Source organism: Cupriavidus mimosae, assembly GCF_023952485.1.
GTDB lineage: Bacteria > Pseudomonadota > Gammaproteobacteria > Burkholderiales > Burkholderiaceae > Cupriavidus > Cupriavidus taiwanensis_C.
Map to the genome: position 1 here is coordinate 17062 of NZ_JALHRY010000018.1, position 20671 is coordinate 37732.

At 68.0% G+C, this 20671-nt stretch carries 22 protein-coding genes; 12 read left to right on the plus strand and 10 right to left on the minus strand.

Features of this window, described 5'->3' with window-relative positions; all coding sequences use genetic code 11:
• Nucleotides 1-130: 130 nt before the first annotated feature.
• The 3 genes from MKD50_RS25740 to MKD50_RS25750 all read left to right on the plus strand — a co-directional run bounded on the left by MKD50_RS25740 (nt 131) and on the right by MKD50_RS25750 (nt 3129).
• A complete protein-coding gene (locus tag MKD50_RS25740; protein ID WP_115702922.1) occupies nt 131-571 on the plus strand; it encodes a CBS domain-containing protein in 441 nt (146 codons plus the stop codon).
• A gap of 264 nt (nt 572-835) precedes the next feature.
• Nucleotides 836-2425, plus strand: a complete 1590-nt coding sequence (locus MKD50_RS25745) for an MDR family MFS transporter (protein ID WP_256503878.1) — start codon at nt 836-838, stop codon at nt 2423-2425.
• An 83-nt stretch (nt 2426-2508) separates the two neighbouring features.
• Nucleotides 2509-3129: a glutathione peroxidase gene (locus tag MKD50_RS25750; protein ID WP_252669277.1), complete on the plus strand. Its 621-nt coding sequence runs from the start codon at nt 2509-2511 to the stop codon at nt 3127-3129.
• Between the two features lie 25 nt (nt 3130-3154).
• On the opposite strand, the gene gstA is transcribed toward MKD50_RS25750, so the two are convergent.
• The 3 genes from gstA to MKD50_RS25765 all read right to left on the minus strand — a co-directional run bounded on the left by gstA (nt 3155) and on the right by MKD50_RS25765 (nt 6045).
• Nucleotides 3155-3781, minus strand: a complete 627-nt coding sequence (gstA, locus tag MKD50_RS25755) for a glutathione transferase GstA (protein ID WP_252669279.1) — start codon at nt 3779-3781, stop codon at nt 3155-3157.
• 138 nt (nt 3782-3919) lie between these two features.
• Nucleotides 3920-4648: a maleate cis-trans isomerase family protein gene (locus MKD50_RS25760; RefSeq protein WP_252669281.1), complete on the minus strand. Its 729-nt coding sequence runs from the start codon at nt 4646-4648 to the stop codon at nt 3920-3922.
• Between the two features lie 98 nt (nt 4649-4746).
• The gene (locus MKD50_RS25765; RefSeq protein ID WP_240073349.1) at nt 4747-6045 is read right to left on the minus strand and encodes an MFS transporter; all 1299 of its coding nucleotides are present in this window, start codon (nt 6043-6045) and stop codon (nt 4747-4749) included.
• A 188-nt stretch (nt 6046-6233) separates the two neighbouring features.
• Here MKD50_RS25765 and MKD50_RS25770 point away from each other — a divergent pair, with 188 nt between their 5' ends.
• The 3 genes from MKD50_RS25770 to MKD50_RS25780 all read left to right on the plus strand — a co-directional run bounded on the left by MKD50_RS25770 (nt 6234) and on the right by MKD50_RS25780 (nt 9287).
• The gene (locus tag MKD50_RS25770; RefSeq protein WP_172582490.1) at nt 6234-6953 is read left to right on the plus strand and encodes a GntR family transcriptional regulator; all 720 of its coding nucleotides are present in this window, start codon (nt 6234-6236) and stop codon (nt 6951-6953) included.
• Between the two features lie 36 nt (nt 6954-6989).
• Complete coding sequence (locus MKD50_RS25775; protein ID WP_252669284.1) at nt 6990-7838, plus strand: fumarylacetoacetate hydrolase family protein; 849 nt, start codon at nt 6990-6992, stop codon at nt 7836-7838.
• A 204-nt stretch (nt 7839-8042) separates the two neighbouring features.
• The gene (locus MKD50_RS25780; RefSeq protein WP_252669286.1) at nt 8043-9287 is read left to right on the plus strand and encodes a M20 aminoacylase family protein; all 1245 of its coding nucleotides are present in this window, start codon (nt 8043-8045) and stop codon (nt 9285-9287) included.
• Nucleotides 9288-9311: 24 nt separating this feature from the next.
• Here the strand turns inward: MKD50_RS25780 and MKD50_RS25785 are convergent, their stop codons facing one another.
• Complete coding sequence (locus tag MKD50_RS25785) at nt 9312-10184, minus strand: AraC family transcriptional regulator (RefSeq protein WP_172582492.1); 873 nt, start codon at nt 10182-10184, stop codon at nt 9312-9314.
• Between the two features lie 126 nt (nt 10185-10310).
• Here MKD50_RS25785 and MKD50_RS25790 point away from each other — a divergent pair, with 126 nt between their 5' ends.
• The gene (locus MKD50_RS25790; RefSeq protein WP_172582494.1) at nt 10311-11558 is read left to right on the plus strand and encodes an MFS transporter; all 1248 of its coding nucleotides are present in this window, start codon (nt 10311-10313) and stop codon (nt 11556-11558) included.
• A gap of 21 nt (nt 11559-11579) precedes the next feature.
• Here MKD50_RS25790 and MKD50_RS25795 read toward each other — a convergent pair whose 3' ends face one another.
• The gene (locus MKD50_RS25795; protein ID WP_252669288.1) at nt 11580-12140 is read right to left on the minus strand and encodes a MarR family winged helix-turn-helix transcriptional regulator; all 561 of its coding nucleotides are present in this window, start codon (nt 12138-12140) and stop codon (nt 11580-11582) included.
• Nucleotides 12141-12236: 96 nt separating this feature from the next.
• Here MKD50_RS25795 and MKD50_RS25800 point away from each other — a divergent pair, with 96 nt between their 5' ends.
• The 3 genes from MKD50_RS25800 to MKD50_RS25810 all read left to right on the plus strand — a co-directional run bounded on the left by MKD50_RS25800 (nt 12237) and on the right by MKD50_RS25810 (nt 14595).
• Nucleotides 12237-13148, plus strand: a complete 912-nt coding sequence (locus MKD50_RS25800; RefSeq protein ID WP_252669290.1) for an EamA family transporter — start codon at nt 12237-12239, stop codon at nt 13146-13148.
• A gap of 97 nt (nt 13149-13245) precedes the next feature.
• Nucleotides 13246-13509 (plus strand): hypothetical protein, encoded by a 264-nt coding sequence (locus tag MKD50_RS25805; protein ID WP_240073367.1) that lies wholly within the window; start codon nt 13246-13248, stop codon nt 13507-13509.
• A 99-nt stretch (nt 13510-13608) separates the two neighbouring features.
• Complete coding sequence (locus MKD50_RS25810; protein ID WP_252669292.1) at nt 13609-14595, plus strand: Bug family tripartite tricarboxylate transporter substrate binding protein; 987 nt, start codon at nt 13609-13611, stop codon at nt 14593-14595.
• 47 nt (nt 14596-14642) lie between these two features.
• Here MKD50_RS25810 and MKD50_RS25815 read toward each other — a convergent pair whose 3' ends face one another.
• Nucleotides 14643-15323 carry a response regulator transcription factor gene (locus MKD50_RS25815; protein WP_115702936.1) on the minus strand — a complete coding sequence of 227 codons (681 nt, stop codon included), beginning with the start codon at nt 15321-15323 and terminating at the stop codon, nt 14643-14645.
• A 228-nt stretch (nt 15324-15551) separates the two neighbouring features.
• On the opposite strand from MKD50_RS25815, the gene MKD50_RS25820 reads away from it, so the two are divergent.
• Nucleotides 15552-16280 carry a response regulator transcription factor gene (locus MKD50_RS25820; protein WP_115703081.1) on the plus strand — a complete coding sequence of 243 codons (729 nt, stop codon included), beginning with the start codon at nt 15552-15554 and terminating at the stop codon, nt 16278-16280.
• On the plus strand, nt 16277-17038 hold the full coding sequence (locus MKD50_RS25825) for a histidine kinase (RefSeq protein WP_240073368.1): 762 nt from the start codon (nt 16277-16279) through the stop codon (nt 17036-17038). Before MKD50_RS25820 ends, MKD50_RS25825 begins: the two co-directional genes overlap by 4 nt.
• 51 nt (nt 17039-17089) lie before the next feature.
• Here the strand turns inward: MKD50_RS25825 and MKD50_RS25830 are convergent, their stop codons facing one another.
• The 4 genes from MKD50_RS25830 to minC all read right to left on the minus strand — a co-directional run bounded on the left by MKD50_RS25830 (nt 17090) and on the right by minC (nt 20464).
• A complete protein-coding gene (locus MKD50_RS25830; RefSeq protein ID WP_115702940.1) occupies nt 17090-18169 on the minus strand; it encodes a porin in 1080 nt (359 codons plus the stop codon).
• Nucleotides 18170-18504: 335 nt separating this feature from the next.
• Nucleotides 18505-18759 (minus strand): cell division topological specificity factor MinE, encoded by a 255-nt coding sequence (minE, locus tag MKD50_RS25835; protein WP_012351386.1) that lies wholly within the window; start codon nt 18757-18759, stop codon nt 18505-18507.
• A gap of 21 nt (nt 18760-18780) precedes the next feature.
• The gene (gene minD, locus MKD50_RS25840; RefSeq protein WP_115702942.1) at nt 18781-19596 is read right to left on the minus strand and encodes a septum site-determining protein MinD; all 816 of its coding nucleotides are present in this window, start codon (nt 19594-19596) and stop codon (nt 18781-18783) included.
• 67 nt (nt 19597-19663) lie between these two features.
• On the minus strand, nt 19664-20464 hold the full coding sequence (gene minC, locus MKD50_RS25845) for a septum site-determining protein MinC (RefSeq protein ID WP_115702944.1): 801 nt from the start codon (nt 20462-20464) through the stop codon (nt 19664-19666).
• Nucleotides 20465-20671 lie beyond the last annotated feature (207 nt).

Sequence of the window (20671 nt, forward strand, 5' to 3'; positions counted from 1 at the left end):
CACACCCTTGCTTACAAAGATTAGCGTAAGTCACCCTGTAAGCCCGCGCATTCCTTTGCTACTCTGGTTCCATTGGCAGCAAGCCAGGTAGCGCCAGCCGCATGTTTTCTCGACGGAAAAGGAGTTGGTGATGAAAACCGCACGCCAGGTTCTGGAGTCCAAGCCGAGTCAGGCCATCTACAGCATTCCGCCCACGGCGTCCGTCTACGCCGCGCTGCAGCTGATGGCCGAGAAAGGTATCGGTGCGCTGCTGGTCATCGAGCATGGCGAGATCAAGGGCATCCTCAGCGAGCGCGACTACGCGCGCAAGGTGATCCTGATGCAGCGCACCTCGCGCGAGACGCTGGTGCGCGACATCATGACCACCGCGGTGATCTACGTCAGTGCCAACCAGACCACCGACGAATGCATGGCGCTGATGACCCGGCACCGCCTGCGCCACCTGCCGGTGATGCAGGGCGACGAGCTGATCGGCATGCTGTCGATCGGCGACCTGGTCAAGGACATCATCTCGGAGCAGCAGTTCATCATCGAGCAGCTGGAGCATTACATCACCGGCGGCGGCCACTAGCGTTTGCATCCGCCGGAAGCAGGGCCGCCTTGCCGCGGCCTGCTTTGTCCCTTGCCGTCGCGGCGAGGCGGCGGCGCCGCGCGCGATCCCTGCAATCCATCCCGATCCTCCGCCAGCACGATAATCGCTGGCCGCATATAATTATGCGTTCGCTGAATTAGGCCATCCGCTCCGGCGTCACGCCCTCCTCGCGCGGTTCCCGGCCCCGATTCCCTGCTTTTGACGTTGCTTTTGCCGCACATTGCTGCGGTCTTGTGCTGCCCCATGTCTTCGCCCGCCACTGCCGGTTCCACCGGTTTCGCCGCTTCCGCCGTTGCTTCCACCGCCGCCAACGCCCTGCCCGCCCATGACCATCGCGCGGTGATGCGCGTGATCGGCGGCATCGTGCTGTGCATCCTGCTGGCCGCACTCGACCAGACCGTGGTGATCCCGGCGGTGCCGGCGATCGCCAATGACCTGAACGGCTTCGGCCACCTGTCGTGGATCGTCACGGCCTACCTGATCGTGTCGACGGTGACCACGCCGCTGTACGGCAAGCTGTCCGACAGCTTCGGGCGGCGGCGCCTGCTGATGGTGGCGATTACGCTGTTCATCGGCGCTTCGGTGGCGTGCGCGCTGGCGCAGACGCTGGGGCAGCTGATCCTGTTCCGCGCGCTGCAGGGCGTGGGCGGCGGCGGGCTGATGTCGCTGGCCCAGGCCGCCATCGCCGACGTGGTGGCGCCGCGCCAGCGCGGGCGCTACCAGGGCTACCTGGCCACGGTGTGGGCGGTGGCCTCGATCGCCGGGCCGCTGGTGGGCGGCTGGGTCTCGGACCACATGTCGTGGCGCTGGCTGTTCTGGGTCAACGTGCCGCTGGGCCTGCTGGCGATGTTCATGTGCTACCGCGGCCTGGCCATGCTGCCCGCGCGCGACGGGCGCGCGCGCGTCGACTGGCTCGGCGCGCTGCTGCTGGCGGTGGCCATCGTCGCCTTCCTGCTGGCGATGAGCTGGGGCGGCGATGTCTATGACTGGCTCTCGCCCGAACTGGGCGCCCTGCTGCTGGCCGCGGTTGCCGCCGTGTTGCTGCTGACCTGGCAGGAGCGCCGCGCGGCCGACCCGATGCTGCCGCCGCGCCTGTTCGCCAATCGTGCCTATGTGCTGGGCGTGGCCGCGTCGGCGCTGGCGGCGCTCGACATCTTCCTGTGCATCTTCGCCCTGCCCCTGCACTTCCAGCTGGTGCGCGGCGCCGATGCGTCGACCTCCGGCCTGCTGGTGATGCCGTTCCTGCTGGCGACGGTGGCGGGCAACTTTATCGTGGCGTGGCTGGCGCCGCGCGTGGGCCGCATGCGCGGCATCCTGAGCGCGGGCTATATCGCCGGCGCGCTGGGCCTGATCGTGCTGGCGCTGGTGACCCCGGCGGTGCCGCTGGCGGTGGTGCTGGCGGCGATGACGCTGGCCGGGGTGGGCCTGGGCATCACCATGGTGGCGACGCTGATGAGCGTGCAGAACGCGCTGGAGCGCCGCGATACCGGCGCCGGCACCGGTGCGCTGCTGGTGCTGCGCTCGCTCGGCAGCGCGCTGGGCGGCGCCCTGGCCGGCACGCTGCTGACGCTGGAATTCCGCCAGGCGCTGGCGGCCTCGGGGGTCACGCAAGCGCTGGACCTGGGCGCGCTGCGCCATGGCAGCGAAGCCTTCGCGCAGCTGTCGCCGTCGGTGCGCGCGGTGCTGGCAGGCGGCGTCGAATCGGGCTTTCACCTGATCTTTGCCGTGGGCGCGGCGGCGGCGGTGCTGGCGCTGCTGATCGTGCGGCGCATGCCGGACGTGGAGTTGCGCAGCAGCGTCACCGAGCACGCCGCCACGCTGGCGATGGACTGAGGCGGGGCGCATCCGGCTGGACGCCATCGGCGTAAACTAACGCGTACCCGAACCAGCGAGCCGACCACCGGAGCCCCGTCGCCATGAGCCGTCGCCCCCAGCCTTTCCGCCTGTCCGTTCCCCTGGCTGCCGCCCTCGCCCTGGCAGCCGCCAGCGCAGCCCTGTTGCCGGCACCGCTGCGCGCCGCCGACAAGCCCGCCGCCCCTGCCGCCGCTGGCAGCTGCCCGGCATCGCTCAACTTCACCTTCCCGCGCCTGCAGGACGATGCGCCGCAGAACCTGTGCCAGTACGCGGGCAAGGTGGTGCTGGTGGTCAATACCGCGAGCTATTGCGGTTTCACGCCGCAGTACGAAGGGCTCGAGGCGCTGTACGCCAAGTACAACGCGCGCGGGCTGGTGGTGCTGGGCTTTCCGTCCAATGACTTCTCGCAGGAGCCGGGCTCGCAGCAAGAGATCGCGGACTTCTGCTACAACACCTACGGCGTCAAGTTCCCGATGCTGGGCAAATCGCATGTGCGCGGCAGCGACGCCAACCCGATGTACGCGCTGCTGGCGAAGCAGACCGGCACCGCGCCGAAATGGAATTTCTACAAGTACCTGATCGGCCGCGACGGCAAGGTGGTGGCCAGCTACGGCAGCCGCACCACGCCGGACGACAAGGAACTGGTGGCGAAGATCGAATCGCTGCTCGCCGCGCCGCGCTGAGCAGCGATCCTCGGTGCGGCTGGGCTCAGTCGCGCACCAGCCCTTCGGCCCGCATCGCTTCCTGCACCGCAGGCCGCGCCGCAACGCGCGACAGGTATTGCTGCAGCGCCGGGTAGTCGTGCAGCGGCAGCCTGAGGATGCGGGCCCAGCCGACGATGGTGAAGCAGTACGCATCGGCCACCGTGAAGTTGTCGCCCGTCAGGTACTGGCAGGTTTGCAGGTGCTGGTCGAGTTCGGCAAAGCGGCGCTGCAGCTTGGCCTTGCACTCGTCCTGCGTGCTTTGCGCGGTTTCCTTGTGCCACAGCCACGGGCTGAAGACCTTGTGCAATTCCGTCGACACCAGCGTAATCCAGCCGGTGGCATCAAGGCGCTCGCGGGTGCCGGCGGCGGGCAGCAGCTTGCGTTCGGGAACGAGGTCGGCGATGTATTGCAGCAGCGACGCCACCTCGGTATGGCGCGAGCCGTCGTCCAGCTGCAGCAGCGGCACGTAGCCGCGCGGGTTGATGGTGTAGTAGTCGTCGGTGCCGTGTTCAGGCACGGCCAGCTTGTGGGTGTGCAGGTCGACTTTGGCCAGCGTGACCGGCAGGCCGGCTTCGCGCAGGGCGATATGGACGGCCATCGAGCAGACGCCCGGAGTGTAGTAGAGCTTCATCGCGATCCTGTGGTGGTTGCCTGGCCGCCACGCCATGCGGCGGCCGTGCAGGCAGTCTAGGATCGGCGCCCTTATGCAGCAATGCGCGTCCGTGCGGACGCGCATTGCAGATCTGCACAGGCCGGCGGAGGTCCCGGCTTACTCGACTTCGCGGAACAGGCGGCCCCAGCCGCGCAGCTCGCGCGTGTCCACGCCGCACAGGCGCAGCGACTTCCATACCACCGTGGAGATGGTGTCGTACAGCGGGATGCCGGTCTCGGCTTCCAGTTCTTCGGCCAGATGCGCGGCGCGCAGGTTGGTGCAGAAGGTGGTGATGGCCTGCGGCTGGTGCTGCGCCAGCCCGCGCACCATCTCGCGGATGGTGTCTTCCTCGACCTCGGCGAAGCTGTAGTTCACATGCAGGTCCAGGTGGCTCTCGGCCACGCAATGGAAGCCGCTGCGCTCATAGTTGGCGATGATGCGCTGCTGCACGTCGTCCAGATACGGCGTGGCCAGGCCGAAGTTGCGCGCGCCGGTCTTTTCCAGGATCTCGTTGAGCGCCAGCACCGAGGTGGTGGCCGGGATGCCGGTGGCTTCGGTGATCTGTTTGCACAGCGCTTCGTCCTTGTCGAAGCCGAGCCAGCCGGAAGAGGTGCCGTTCCAGGCGATGACATCGACGCGCGCGTCGGCCAGCAGGCTGGCGGCGGCCAGGATCTTGTCGAGGTTGAACTGGCCCAGGGCCTGGTCGCGCAGCGAGATCTCGGTGACGGTGAAGCGCGAGAAATGCGCGCTGACATGGGGCAGGCCGGCGACCATCGCGCTGGTGATGGGTTCGAGCGCGGTGTTGGAAGACGGCGTCAGCATGCCGAGTCGGATTTGCTTGGTCATTTTGCTCTTGTCTCAGGAGTGAGTGCGGGCGCCGGGACGTTGCCGGCGCCTGTCGCGGGATTTCTTGTGTTTGCGGAGCTCGGTGATCCGACGGGTCTTCAGACCGGGATCTTAGTCTCGTAGTCGATCGCGGTGGAAGCCAGCAGCAGGCCCACGCCGGCCGCGGCAAAGAACATCAGCGCGAGGAAGTACGAGCCGGTGAACTGCACGATCATGCCGACGATGATCGGCACCGAGATGCCGCCGATATTGCCGCCCAGGTTCATCACGCCCCCCAGGAAGCCAACCTTGTTGCGCGTGCCCAGCATCGACGGCACGCACCAGAACAGGCCGCACCAGCGCAGGAAAAACAGCGTGGACGACAGCAGCACGACCACCACCACCGGGTCGGTGACATAGGCCACCGAGAAGATCGACGCCGTCGCCACCACCGCGGCGATGCCGAACAGCGTGCGCATCACCAGGTTGGGCCGGCCGCCGGCTTCCTTCCATTTGTCGGCGATCCAGCCGCCGATCAGTTCGCCGACGAAGCCGCTGAAGAAGATGATGAAGCTGGCGCCGCCCATCTGCTTGATGTCGAAGCCGTGCACCTTGTTCAGGTAGTTGGGCATCCAGGTCAACAGGCCGTAGAACACCGTGTTGAAGCACATCCAGCCGATCGCCATGCACCACACCGAGCGGTACTTGAAGAAGTCGAGCGAGCGGCCCGACAGGTTGGCCGGCTCGGCGCGGTGTTCATTGGCCTGCGCTTCCTCGATGTAGCGGGCTTCCAGCTCGTTGACGCCGCGGTGCTCGCGCGGGGAGTTGCGCACGTAGTACCAGGCCAGCACGCCAGCCAGCACCGTGCCGACGCCGGCGACGATAAAGGCCAGGCGCCACGAACCCAGCGAGGCGATCAGCCAGGTGATGATGATCGCGCCCAGGGCCGCGCCCAGCGGGGCGCCGCCGTCCAGCAGCGTGGCGCCGCGGCCGCGCTCGTTCTGCGTCATCCAGATTGCGTTGAGCTTGCCGCCGGCGGGGTAGATCGGCGCTTCGGCCGCACCCAGGCCCAGCCGCGTCAGCAGCAGCGAGGTGGCGTTGGTGGTGAACGCCGCCACGGCCTGGGCAATGCCCCAGAACACGGTGGCGCACGCGATCACGATGCGCGGCTTGTACTTGTCGGCGAGCATGCCGCCCGGGACCTGCATCAGCGCGTAGGTCCAGAAGAAGGAGCTGAGGATCAGGCCCTGCATGGCGGGGCTGAGGTCGAACTCCTTGGCGATCAGCGGCATCGCCACCGACAGCGAGGCGCGATCGATGTAGTTGATCGCGATAAGAAACAGCATCATCAAAAAAATCTTCCAGCGCACCGAGGTCTTGGCCTCGGTCATCGCTGTTGCCCGCGTTGTCGTCTGCATGACGGCGTCTCCTGTTTTCGTCCTTTGGTTGAGGCAGTTCTGATGGGTGTCGCGCAACAGGCCGGAGTATAGGATACGTAATCTGTAATTACAACGCGTGTAAGTTATTGATTTTAATATGTTGCGCATGCACAATTTCGGGGTGTGGTAGCCTTGCTGTGGTGCATTTCCCCAATTTGGTGACGTCTGTGACACAAACGCTTTCCCCCTCTGCGCGCCTGCGCACGCTTGGCATGTCGGCCGAGATCGCCGCGCGCCTGCGCACCATGATCGAAGAGGGCGAACTGCCGCCCGGCGCGCGCATCGATGAACGTGCCTTCTGCGAAACCTTCGATGTGTCCAAGACGCCGCTGCGCGAGGCGCTGAAGGTGCTGGTGTCCGAGGGGCTGGTGCTGCACCGGCAGTACATCGGCTACCGCGTCGCGCCGCTGGACCTGGAAGAACTGCGCGCCACCTTCGAAACCCTGCACGGGCTGGAGGCGCTGGCGGGCGAACTGGCGGCGCAGCGGCTTGGCGCGGCGGCGATGGCCAAGCTGGAGCGGCGCCACCAGGCCATGATCGACGCCCATGCCGCCGGCCGGCGCACCGACTATTTCCGCATCAACCAGGAAATCCACCAGCTGATCATCGATGGCGCCGCCAATCCGGTGCTCGCCAGCGTCTACGCGACGCTGATGAGCAAGGTGCACCGCGCGCGTGGTGCCGCCAACGCCGATACCCTGCGCTGGCAGGAGTCACACGAGGAGCACGAGGCCATCATGGCCGCGCTGCGCGAACCCGGCCGGCCGCGGCTGGCGCAGGTGCTGCGCAGCCATTCCGAGAACACCGCCCGGGAAGTGCTGACCGTGGTGGCGCAAACGCTGGCCGAAGGCAACGGGCGCAACGGCGCGCTCAAGCAATCCGCCTGAACCCCTTCCAAGAACACACACCACCCAACGACGACGATGAAACTGGTTCGAGTAGGCAACCCCGGCGCCGAGCGCCCCGGCATGATCGATGAGGCAGGCCGCGTGCGCGATCTTTCCGCCGTGATCCACGATGTCGATGCGGCGCAGCTGGCGCCGGCCGCGCTGCAGGCGCTGGCGCAGGTCGACCCGCACACCCTGCCGGTCATCGAAGGCGCGCGTTTTGGCGTGCCCTGGACCGGTATCGGCAAGATCGTGGCGATCGGCCTGAACTATGCCGACCACGCCGCCGAAGCCGGCATGCCGCTGCCGGCCGAGCCGATCGTGTTCCTGAAGGCCAACAGCTCGCTCAATGGTCCCAACGATGCGGTGATGCTGCCGTTCGGCTCGCACAAGACCGACTGGGAAGTGGAGCTGGGCGTGGTCATCGGCACTACCGCGCGCAATGTTTCGCGCGAACAGGCGCTGGAGCACGTGGCTGGCTACTGCGTGGTCAACGATGTCTCCGAGCGCGAGTTCCAGATCGAGCGGGGCGGCACCTGGGACAAGGGCAAGGGCTGCGACACCTTTTGCCCGGCCGGCCCGTGGCTGGTGACGCGCGACGAAGTGGCGGAGCCGCAGGCGCTGGGGCTGTGGCTGGAGGTCAACGGCGAGCGCGTGCAGCAGGGCACCACCGCCACCATGGTGTTCGACGTGGCGACGCTGGTCAGCTATGTCAGCCGCTTCATGACGCTGCTGCCGGGTGACCTGATCGCGACCGGCACGCCGCCCGGCGTCGGCATGGGCTGCAAGCCGCCGCGCTTCCTCAAAGCCGGCGACACCATGCGCCTGGGCGTGGATGGGCTGGGCGAGCAGGTGCAGCGGGTGGTGGCGTACGGCGAGCGCTGAAGGAGGCTGCCGAAAGGGTTCCCCATCGATACGCTTTCATACAAAGCGTTGGGTTTCCACACAAAGCGTACGATTAGGGCAACAGATCTGGCGCACAAAGCGGCCCGATTACATCGTTTTACAGGAAATCCGGGGCCTGGCGTTTCGCTCGCGTTTTCTGCGTGAAATACTGGTTATACAGGTTTCGCCAGAGAGCTAAACGCCATGTCAGAGCACGCCCCCGAAATCGAGTCCTACCTCGGCGCCACCCTCCAGTCCCCCGCGTCCTCGCTGAAGCGCCGATACTGCGCGCTGGCCGATACCCTCGACGGCCGCGCCGAACTCGAAGCCATCCGGCGCAATATCCACCAGCACCCCGAACTGGCCTTCGACGAGGTCCGCACCGCGGGCCTGGTCGCCACCTTGCTTGAAGGGTGGGGCTACGAGGTCGCGCGCGGCGTGGGCGGCACCGGGGTGGTGGGTACGCTGCGCTGTGGCGAGAGTGGGCACAGCGTGGGCATCCGCGCCGACATGGACGCCTTGCCGATCCACGAGCGCACCGCGCTGCCGTACGCCAGCGTCAACGCGGGCCGCATGCACGCCTGTGGCCACGACGGCCATACCGCGATCCTGCTCGGCGCGGCGCGGCAGTTGGCGCGCACGCGCAATTTCAACGGCACCGTCCACCTGATCTTCCAGCCGGCCGAGGAAATCGGCGCCGGCGGCGGCGCCGAGCGCATGCTGGCCGACGGGCTGTTCGAGCGCTTTCCCTGCGATGCCATCTTCGGGCTGCATAACCATCCAGGCGTGGAGCAGGGCACATTCCTGTTCCGTTCCGGTCCGTTCATGGCGGCGTGCGACACCGTCACCATCACCATCCGCGGCAAGGGCGGCCACGCCGCGCGGCCGCACCAGTCGGTCGACCCGATCCTGGTGGCGGGCAGCCTGGTAATGGCGCTGCAGTCGGTGGTGTCGCGCTATGTCGATCCGAACGAAACCGCGGTGGTGACGATCGGCACGCTGCACGCCGGGCACGCGCCCAACGTGATTCCGGACAGCGCCCGCATGGAGCTCAGCGTGCGTTCGTTCAGCCCCGAGGTGCGCACCGCGCTGGAGCAGCGCATCCGCCAGCTCGCCACGGCGCACGCCGAAGGCTACGGCGCAGTGGCCGAGATCGACTACGTGCGCGGCTACCCGGTGCTGGTCAACAGCGAGCGCGAGACCGAGTTCGCGCGGCAGGTGGCCGAGGAACTGGTCGGCGGCGGCAAGGTGGTGGACCAGGCCGCGCGCATCGCCGGCAGCGAGGACTTTGCCTACTTCCTGCAACAGCGTCCCGGTTGCTTCGTGCGGCTGGGCAATGGCGCAAACCAGCCGCTGCTGCACAACGCCGGCTATGACTTCAACGACGACAACCTGACCGTCGGCGCGGCCTACTGGACCCGGCTGGTGGAGCGCTACCTGGGCAACTGAGCGCGGGTTCCGCGCTCCCGGGCCTTAACGGAAGAACGCGCTCGGCGGCACGCCGAACTGCCGCCGGAACATGGTCGCGAACGCGCTCGGGCTGTCGTAGCCCAGGTCCAGCGCCACATCCACTACCTTGCTGCCGGCCGCCAGCTTTTCCAGCGCGGCCAGCAGGCGCGCCTGCTGGCGCCATTGGCCGAAGGTCATGCCGGTTTCGCGCGCAAAGCGGCGCTGGATGGTCTTGGGGTCCAGCCCCAGTTGCGCGCCCCAGTCGGCCAGCGTCAGCGCGGTGTCGGGCGCGCCGGCGATGGTGTCGCAGATCTGCCGCAGGCTGGCGTCGGCCGGGCGCGGCAAGTGCAGCGGCAGCGACGGCACCAGCATCACTTCATCGAGCAGCAGCCGCATCAGGCGCGCGTCGCGCGTGTCGGGCGCGTAGGGCAAGGGGATCTCCACCGCGGCCAGGATCAGCTCGCGCAGCAGCGGCGAGATGCCCAGCACGGTGCAGCGCTGCGGCAGGTCGGGCGCGGCATCGGGGCGGATATAGGCGGTGCGCATCTGCACGCGCCCCACCATGCGGATCCAGTGCGTGGTGCCGCCCGGCATCCACATGCCGCGCGTCGGCGGCACGATCCACTGGCCTTCGGCGGTGGCCACCACCATTACGCCGTGGACCGCGTGGATCAGTTGCGCGTGCGGGTGCTGGTGCGGCTGGGTCATGTGGCCGGGTAGGTAGTCGGCCGCCATCGCGGTGACCGGCAGCGGGCTGCGGTCGAAACGGACATAGGCCGGCGGATCGGCGTAGGTATCGCCCAACGCCAGCGTTTCGGGGGTGGGGTCGGGCAGCGGCTGCTGCGACCGGCGACTCGCGGGGGCCGCGGCGGAAAGGGGGCGGGGCGCGCGCACCATGTCCTTTTCTCCAAGGTTGCGGACCTATTCTCGCAGGACAGGCGCCGGCACGCCAGCTAGCATCGGTGCTCAGATACTTCCCGGCCGGCGCCTCCGCTGGCCGCTTCCGTTTGTCGAGAGCCGCCAATGAGCACAACCATCGACTCCGCGCCGGCTGGCGCAGCCCCCGCGACCCCTTCGCTTGCTCCGTCCCCGCAGGCGGAACGCACCGGCTTCCGCGTGCTGTCCGCGATCAGCTTCGCCCACTTTCTCAACGACATGATCCAGTCGTTGATCCTGGCGATCTATCCGATGCTGAAGGGTGGCTTCAACCTCAGCTTCACCCAGATCGGGCTGCTGACCATGACCTACCAGGTCACCGCGTCGCTGCTGCAGCCGGTGGTGGGGCTGTACACCGACAAACATCCCAAGCCGCATTCGCTGGCGGTGGCGATGGCCTTTACGCTGGCCGGCCTGCTGCTGCTGTCGGTGGCGCCCAGCTATGGCGTGCTGCTGGTGGCCGCGGCGCTGGTCGGCACGGGTTCGTCGATCTTCCACCCGGAGTCGTCGCGCGTGGCGCGCATGGCGTCGGGCGGCCAGCACGGGCTGGCGCAGTCGATCTTCCAGGTCGGCGGCAACGGCGGCAGCGCCATGGGCCCGCTGCTGGCGGCGCTGATCGTGCACCAGCAGGCCAGCCTGGCGTGGTTTTCGCTGGCGGCGCTGGTGGGCATCGTGGTGCTGTGGCGCATCGGCGGCTGGTACGCGCGCCAGCTGGCGCAGGGCGCGCGCAAGCGCAAGGCGGCCGGCGCGGTGGCCAGCCCGGTGGCCACGCGCGTGGTGGTGCGGACCATGGTGGTGCTGATGGTGCTGGTGTTCTCCAAGTACTTCTACATGGCCAGCCTGACCTCGTACTACACCTTCTACCTGATGGAGCGCTTCGCGCTGGCACGCCAGGACGCGCAGCTGCACCTGTTCCTGTTCCTGTTTGCGGTCGCCGCCGGCACCATCCTGGGCGGCCCGATCGGCGACCGCATCGGCCGCAAACGCGTGATCTGGGCCTCGATCCTGGGCGTGGCGCCGTTCACGCTGCTGCTGCCGCACGTGGGCCTGTTCTGGACCACGGTGCTGACCTTCATCATCGGCTTTATCCTGGCCTCGGCATTCTCGGCGATCCTGGTGTTCGCGCAGGAGCTGATCCCGGGCAAGGTCGGCATGGTCTCGGGCCTGTTCTTCGGCTTTGCCTTCGGCATGGGCGGCATCGGCGCCGCGGTGCTGGGCGGCATGGCCGATACGCACGGCATCCGCGCGGTGTACGAGTACTGCGCCTACCTGCCGCTGCTGGGGCTGCTGACGGTGTTCCTGCCGGATCTGCGCGAGGGCCCGCAGCGCGCCTGAAGCGGGGCTCGGTCGACGGATTCAGTCGCCCGACTTGCCTTCGCCGCCATCGCCGCCACCGCCGGCGGGCGGCTCGAACATGCGCAGCCAGCGGCGCAGCAGCGCGGCCAGCTGTGCGCGCTCCGTCGCGGTCAACCCTTCCAGCAGGCGGTGCTCGTTGGCAACGTGCACCTCCACCGCGTGGTCGACGCGCTCGCGGCCGGCGTCGGTCAGCGCCACCAGCAGCCCGCGCCGGTCCTCCGGATTGGGCTCGCGCCGCACCAGCCCGGCCCGCTCGAGGTGATCGAGCCGGTTGGTCATGGTGCCCGAGGTGATCATCAACGAACCGATCAGCGCGCCTGGCGACAGCACATAGGGCGGCCCGGCCCGCCGCAGCGTCGCCAGCACATCGAACTCCCACGGCTGCAGCCCGGTTGCGCCCAGCGCGGCTTCGATCGCCCGGCCGGTATGGCGGTTGAGCCGTCCCAGCCGCCCCAGGATGCCCATCGGCGAGGCATCGAGATCGGGGCGTTCTCGCGCCCATTGGGCGAGGATGCCGTCGACATGGTCGGGCGCGTCTTCGGGTTTGCGGCGGGCGGTCATCAGGGCAGGGGACACAGATGCAAGGGTGAGCGAAGTATCTTGACATCAACCGATCGCCTTCGTAAAGTGAATTATCTTTACGTCAAGAATATCGACATGAAGGCGAACGCCATTTCGACGACCGGTGCAGCCGGCCCGAGCCTGAGGGACATCCTTCTGACCGGCCTGGCCCCCGCGATCTGGGGCAGCACCTACCTCGTCACCAGCCAGTGGCTGCCGCCGGGGCAGCCCTTGCTGTCCGGCGTGATCCGCGCGCTGCCGGCCGGTCTGGCGATGCTGGCCTTCGGCAGGCAGTTGCCACAGGGCGGCTGGTGGTGGCGCGCGGCGGTGCTCGGCGTGCTCAATATCGGCTTCTTCCAGGCGATGCTGTTCATCGCCGCCTACCGCCTGCCGGGCGGCGTGGCGGCCACGGTCGGCGCGATCCAGCCGCTGATCGTGGTGGTGCTGGCGTGGGCCTGGCTGGGTGCGCGGCCGCGCCCCGCCGCGTGGACGGCCGGCGCGGGCGGGCTGCTCGGCGTGGCACTGCTGGTGCTCGGACCGGCGGCCCGGCTGGATGCCGTCGGCGTCGCTGCGGCGGCTGCGGGAGCGGTGTCGATGGCGGTGGGCACGGTGCTGACGCGGCACTGGCGGCCGCCGGTCTCGCCGCTGGTGCTGACGGCATGGCAGTTGTGCGCGGGCGGTCTGTTCCTGCTGCCGTTCGCGCTGGTGCTGGAACCGCTGCCGGGTCATTTCACGCTGGTCAACTGGCTGGGCTACGCGTGGCTCAGCATTGTCGGCGCCGGTTTTAGCTACGCGCTGTGGTTTCGCGGGGTAGGGCGCATGGCGCCGGCGGCGGTGGCGGCGCTGGGCCTGCTCAGTCCGGTCAGCGCCACGGTGCTGGGCTTCCTGGTGCTGGGGCAGGCACTGACGGCGGTGCAGGCGGCCGGCGCGCTGCTGGTGCTGGCCAGCGTGTGGCTTGGCCAGCGCGCGGCCGCACCTGCCACGGTGGCACGCGCGCAGGCGGCCTGATGTCATCCGCGAAGGGTGCTGCTGCCGCGCGGAATTTTGCGGCATCATGGCGGGCACTCGAGTCAGACCTGCCCCGTTTCCGCCGACGCCGCCGACGATGCCAGCCGCCCCAGACCCTTCCGCCCCCGCCACGCCGCCCTGCGAGCGCTGCCTGGCGCTGGCCGACGATCCGCGCCGGCGCGAGCCGCCGGCCTGCCTGGCGCTGCGTGGCACGGCGCCGGTGGTGACCCAGAGCGCCGCCGGGGTGCCGTACAGCATGCTGTCGTTTTGCTGCCGCGATTGCGGCACGGGCTGGCGGCTCTATGACCGCGCCAACGAACTCTTTGTCTCCTGGGTGCCGGAGCGGTCGCTGGAGCGCTGAGCGCGCCGCATGATCGGCTAAGATAGCGGCTGTTCCGCGCCGCGCCGGCCCGTTGCGGGCGCGCGGCCGCTTCCGTCGATTCTCTCCCGCCTTCCCATCATGGCCTTTCCCTTCCGTTCGTCGCTGCTGGCCGCAGCGTGCGCATTCAGTGCCGCCGCAATTGCCCCCGTCGCCGCCGCGGCCGACGCCTATCCCAGCCGCCCGATCCGCCTGATCGTCGCCTATCCCACCGGCGGCATCAGCGACACCGTCGCGCGCGCGCTCGGCGAGCGCCTGTCGGCGCAGATGGGCACCTCGGTGGTGGTCGAGAACAAGGCCGGCGCGGGCGGCAGCATCGGCATCGATGCGGTGGCCAAGGCTGCGCCGGACGGCTACACCCTCGGCTTTGCCGCCACCAGCCCGCTGACGCTGAATCCGCACGTGGGACGCGTCAACTACGATCCGCACAAGGACGTGGCGCCGGTGATGAGCGTGATGTACTCGCCGGTGCTGGTCGTCGCGACTTCCGCCTTCAGCGGCAAGAGCTTTGCCGATGTGGTCGGCCAGGCCGGCGCCAAACCGGGTTCGGTACGCTGGGCCACGTCGGGCCTCGGCACGGTCGGCCATGTGGTGCTGGAACAGATCAAGCAGAAGTCGAAGGCCGACATCGTGCTGATCCCGTACAAGGGCGCCGGCCAGCAGATGAACGATGCGCTCGGCGGCCAGTTCGAGGTAATGAGCACCAACGCCAGCCCGGTGCTGAGCCAGCATATGCAGGCCGGCCGCCTGCGCGCGCTGGCGGTGGGCGCGCCCAAGCGCCTGGAGAGCCTGCCCGCCGTGCCGACGCTGGCCGAGCTGGGCTACCCCAAGGCCAACCTGACCTCCACCTTCGGTGTATTCGCGCCGGGCAAGACGCCCGCGGCCATCATCAACCGCCTGAACGCCGAGCTGAACAAGGCGCTGGCCGAGCCGGAAGTCCATGAGCGCCTGCTCAAGGGCGGTGAAGTGCCGACCGGCGGCACGCCGGCACAGTTTGCCAAGGCCATCCGCGAAGAGTCGGCGGAGAACGCCCGCATCGTCAGGGAAGCCGGCATCAAGGCCGACTGAATCACCAGCCGGGCGACGGGGCGCGCGCCAGGCCGTGCTAGGCCAAGCTAGGCCGCATCGAGCCGGCTCCCCAGCCCGTACACCGAGGACAGCCGCACGCCGTTGTGCGGCCACAGCGCCAGCTTGGTGCGCACGCGCGACAGGTGGCTGTCCACGGTGCGCGAGGCTGCGTCCATGTGATAGCGCCAGACCTGCTCGACCATGGTCTGGCGCAGCACCAGCGAACCCAGGTTGCGGAACAGCAGCACCGCGAGGTCGAATTCCTTCGGGGCCAGCAGCACCGGCTTGCCCTGCACCCACACCTGCCGCTCGGCGGTGGCAAAGCGGAACGGCCCGTGTTCCAGGTCGCAGTCCGCGCTCGCCGGCCGCGCGCGGCGCAGCAGCGCCAGCACGCGCGCGGCCAGTTCCGCGGTCCGCAGCGGCTTGGGCACGTAGCTGTCCGCGCCCTGCGCCAGGCACGCCGCGACAAAGCCTTCTTCGTTCGAGGTTCCGGTCAGCATCACCGGCGTCTCGTTGCCCAGCGTACGGCGCACCCACGCCAGCACTTCCAGTGCCGGCAGGCCCGGCGTATCGCAATCCAGCATCAGCAGGTCGAACGACCTGCCGCGCAGCGCGCCGATCAGCGCGCGCCCGCTGAGGTAGCGCGTGCACTGGTGGCCGTTCAGGCGCAGGGTCTGTTCGATGCTGACGGCGAGGGTAGGGTCCGCCTGCAGCGCGGCGATCTTCACGGACGTGGCTCCTGTGCGCGGACGCACCGCAGTGCGCCGGAGTGAACACAGCTCGACAAACAGGTTGCGTGGGCACGGGTCGGCCCGCAGCGAAGCCCATGGTAGAAGCGGCCCGCTGAGGCGAGAAGTAAAAGTTTGTTGAAAGGCGAGATTGAGCGCTTTCCTATTCGGGCGGGCCGCGACACCGGATTAAATGTCCCGCTGATGGCCAGCTACGTCGGAGGCAACATGGGAAAGAAAACGGCATCGCGCATTGCATCGCTTGAGGACGCGCCCGCGGATGCGGCGCTGATCCGGCAGGTCGTCGCCAGCGCGGGATTGGAATGCGTCAGCTTCAGCGAAAGCCGGCGCCTGCTGCTGGCGCTGCGCGACGCCGGCTTCGACCTGCTGCTGCTGGACTGGCAGATGCCGGACCTTTCCGGGCGCGAGGTGCTGGCCTGGGTGCGCACCCACCTGGACCGGCGCATCCCGGTCATGTTCCTGAGCTGCCGCGATGCCGAGCACGATATCGTCAGCGCGCTCGCCGCGGGCGCCGATGACTACATGGTCAAGCCGATCCGCCCGGCCGAGCTGGCCGCGCGCATCGAATGCCTGCTGCGGCGCGCGTATCCCGCGCAGGCGTCGCCGCACGCGCCGCTGCGATTGGGCGATTACGCCTTCGACTGCGCGTTGCGCAGGGTCACCTGCAACGGGCAGCCGATCGGCCTGACGCCCAAGGAGTTCGATCTTGCGGTGCTGCTGTTCCGCCACGAAGGCCGCATCGTCACGCGCGACCACATCACCGCCGCGGTCTGGGGCCGCGAGATCTCGCCGATGTCGCGCACCATCGATACCCATGTGTCGCGCGTGCGCAGCAAGCTCGGGCTGCAGGCCGAGCACGGCATGCGGCTGACCCCGGTCTATACGCACGGGTACCGGCTGGAGCGCCTTACTCACGCCGAGCGGGCCGCCGCATGACGGCGCACCCGCTGCGCCTTGCGCTGGTCGCTGCGGCGTTGTGCCTGGGCGGCTGCCAGCTGGCGCGACGAAGCTGCAGCGCTGCCGCCGTGCCGGCGCCAGCCAGCGGATGCAACGTGCGCGACCCGGCCGCCGTGCACGACATGGTGCTGCACGTGCTGGGCCACGACCTGCGCGAGCCCAATGCCTCGCTGCTGGCCTGGCTGGCGCTGCGCCAGACCCGGTCTCAGGCCGATGCGGTGCTGCTGGCGCAGGTGGACGGCCATGCGCGCCGCTCGCTGCGCCATATCGACGACCTGAACCGGCTGCTGCGCGAAACGCTGCATGCCTATCGCATGCGGCGGCTCGCCATGGAAACTCTGCTCGATGAGGCGCTCGACCGCGTCTGGACCGAGGCCGGCGAGGCCGGGATCCGGCTCGAACGCCCGGCAGGGCGCTTGCCGCGCATCGGCGGCGACGCGGCGATGCTCGCCGCTACGCTGGAATGGCTGCTGAGCAGCGCCATCCGCGCGGCGGCGCATGGCACGGCCGTGCGCACCGCGTGCCGCGGCCATGCCGGTGGCGTGGCGCTGTCGATCGTGTTGCAGCCCGCCGATGACGCGGGCGCCGCGCAGCTGGCCCGGCCCGGTCCCGCGCTGCTGTGCGCGCAGCGCGTGGTGGCACGCCATGGCGGCCTGCTGGTGCCGCTGCAGCCGATGCAAGGCGCTGCCGCGCAGGCCGGCTGGTACCTGTGGCTGCGGCGCCGGCCACGCCCATGAAAAAAGGCACCCGAAGGTGCCTTTTGCCAGTGACTGCCGATCAGGTATCGATCAGAAGATGTGGCGGATACCCAGCGCAGCGCCGGTCTGGTTGTTGCGGCCCGGCATTTCGGTGGTGGTACCGCCCGAAACCTTGTTGAAGTCAACCGTGCCGTAAACCTGGGTGCGCTTGGACAGCGAGTACTCGGCCAGCAGCACGCCGGTGTAGCGGCGGCCGTTGTTGTTGTTCACGCCGTTCTTGTTCTCGACGTAGTCGCCGTAGAACACGCCGGTCAGCGCCAGGGCCGGGGTGGCCTGGTAGGTCACGCCGATGTAGCCAAGGGTGTCCTTGCGCGGGTTGCTGGCAGCGCCGGCTGCGACCACGCCCGGTGCCGGAGCGGCAGCCGAGTTGTTCAGGAAGCCGTTGTCGATCACGCCGGTGCGGTCCTTGCCGCCGATGTAACCGACGAACAGCTTGGCCGGGCCAAAGGCGTACTTACCGGCAGCGCCCCACATTTGCTGCTTGTTGCCGTTGATATCGCGGACTTCCTGGTACACGCCGCCGATGCCGAACGGACCGAACGAGTAAGCGGCACGGGTGCCCCAGTACTGGTTCCGGCTCATGCTGCCCGGCTGCTCGCCGAAGCCGTAGCTGGCGCCGACGTCCAGGCCGCCGAACTTGCCGGCGTAGCTGACCACGTTGTTGTTGCGGAACTGGGTCAGGAAGAACGGCCAGGCGTTGTTGGTGTAGTTGCCGATGGTCAGCGGATCGTAGTCGCCGAAGAAGTTAAAGCCTTCGGTGTACTGACGGCCCAGCTTGATCGTGCCAAAGTCGCCCGACAGGCCGACATAAGCCTGACGGCCGAACAGGCTGTTGTTCTGGTTGGCGCGGCCGGTATCCGGATCAAAGCCGCCTTCCAGCTGGAAGATCGCCTTCAGGTTGTTGCCCAGGGCCTCGCTGCCCTTCATGCCCCAGCGGCTGTTGGTGATGGCGCCGTTGGTCAGTTCCCACGAGTTGTCATTGTTGGCGTTCGCGTTCGTCTGGAAGCGGATGCTCTGGTCGACGATGCCGTACAGGGTGACGGAGGTTTGTGCGAAAGCCGAACCTGCCAACAGGCTGCCGGCTGCGAGGACGATGGCCGATTTCTTCATGGTGCTCCTTTTCTGTCTTGTACTGTGCCCCTCGCCGGATCACGGCGGGGATAAGGTCTACGTTTCGTGTAAACGCCGCGAAAATTTAACAAAACGTAAGGAACAAGGACACAAAACTCCGTGGAGCCGCGCTTTCAAGCAGGAAATTGGTGCAATTTCGTTGTCAGGCCGCTACAGAATTCTGCATTTGGGGGATAAGGCAGCGCAGCGGAGAAGCCGCGAAGCCGCGCTGGCACGGCGGCGGGGCGTTGAAGCGGCAGGGCGGGAAGGCGCAAGAAGGGGCGGGGCGGCGGGCCCCGCGGGGGGCATGGACCCGGCGCTGCCGGGTCCGGTGCTCAGTGCTGCGGGATCTCGATCTTGACCTCGAGCACCTCGAGGTTGTCCTGGCGTTCCAGGCTGACGCGCAGGTCCTGGTCGCCGATCTTGACGTACTTGGAGATCACCGCGACCAGCTCGCGCTGCAGCGCGGGCAGGTAGTCGGCGGGGGCGGAATGGCCGGTGCGCTCGTGCGCCAGGATGATCTGCAGCCGCTCCTTGGCGACCGACGCGGACTTCTTCTTCTCTCCCAGCAGGAAGGAAAGGATCGACATGGGGTGAGCCCTCCTTGACCGTTACTTGTTGCCGAAGATGCGCGAGAACAGCCCCGGCTTCTGGTAGTCGGTGAAGCGCATCGGCTTGTCCTTGCCGAGGAAGCGGTCCACCACGTCGCCATAGGCGTCGGCCACGTCGCTGCCGTCCAGGTGGATGGCGGGCGTGCCCTGGTTGGATGCGTGCAGCACCGCTTCCGATTCCGGCACCACGCCGATCAGCTTGATGCGCAGGATTTCCTGGATGTCGGTCAGCGACAGCATCTCGCCGCCATGCACGCGCTTGGGGTTGTAGCGGGTGATCAGCAGGTGTTCCTTGATCGGGTCGCCGCCCTCGCTGGCGCGCTTGGTCTTGGACGACAGGATGCCGAGGATGCGGTCCGAATCGCGCACCGACGACACTTCGGGGTTGGTGACGATCAGGGCCTCATCGGCAAAGTACATCGCCATCAGCGCGCCCGACTCGATGCCGGCGGGCGAATCGCACACGATGTACTCGAAGTCCATCTCGATCAGGCCGTTGATGACCTTCTCCACACCTTCCTTGGTCAGCGCGTCCTTGTCGCGCGTCTGCGAGGCCGGCAGGATGAACAGGTTCTCGCACTTCTTGTCCTTGATCAGCGCCTGGCGCAGGTTGGCTTCGCCCTGCACCACGTTGATCAGGTCATACACCACGCGGCGTTCGCAACCCATGATCAGGTCGAGGTTGCGCAGGCCGACGTCGAAGTCGATCACGGCAGTCTTGTGGCCGCGCAGTGCCAGGCCGGCGGCAAAGCTGGCGCTGGTGGTGGTCTTGCCGACGCCTCCCTTGCCGGAGGTCACAACGATGATTTTTGCCATGGCTCTTTGGTCCAGTAATAAGTTGAAGCTTGCGCTCTCTGTGATCCGGTCCCGATGAGCGCCGCGGTTACTTGAGCCGCAGCGCTTCGAGGATCAGTTTTTCATCGGCCAGGCGCACCTGGGCGGTCTTGCCGTGCACATCGGCCGGAAGCGTCTGCTCCGCGGTCCGGTAGATGCCGGCGATGGAAATCAGTTCGGGCTCCATGCACGTGCTGAAGATGCGCGCGGCGGTGTTGCCCTTGACGCCCGCCAGCGCGCGGCCGCGCAGCGGGGCATAGATATGGATGTTGCCTTCAGCGATGACCTCGGCACCGTAGCTGACCACGTCCATGATGACCACGTCGCCATGCGCATAGATCTGCTGGCCGGAGCGCAGCGGCTTGTCGATCAGCAGGGTCTGGGTCTGGCGTACGGCGGCGGCCACGGCGGCGTCGGTGGCGGACTGCGCCGCGGCGCGGGCGGCTTCCTCGCGCGCCGCCTGCTCGGCGGCGGCCTGTTCCGCGGCGGCAGCGGCCTTGGCTTCGGCGGCACGCTCGGTGGCGCCGCTGCGGCGGGCCTGGCTGTCGAGCAGAGGCAGGCCGAAGCGCTCGGCCCACTCGCGCTGGCCGGCGCGGGCCACCACGCCGATGGCGCGGGCCTTGAGCGTGGCCAGCGTGTCGATCACGGTGCCGAGCGCGACTTCGCTGTCGTCGTCGAGCGCGCGCAGGTCCAGCGCGATCACGTCATTGGAGAAGAAGTCGGGGGTGGCTTCGAAGCGGGTGAGGAGGTCATCCCGCAGCGCAGCCATGTCGGCGGTCTGGAGGGCGAGAAGGAGGGCGTCGACGTTGCCACTGCGCAGCTCGAAGCGTGGCGATTTCTTCTGGGACATAGCCGGGTGACCGTGGAAATGCCACATTCTAACGTCGTATCTGTCGCGAACTGTAACAATTGGATCGATATGTACCGCAGGTGGCGCGCGGGCTCCATGCGCGCGCCGGTGGCGCGGCGCAAGTGTGGCCGGCGCGGCTTGCGCCGCATCGACACGGGGCGGTCGGGGCACCGTGCAAAGCCTTGTTACGATTGCGCCATCTGATCA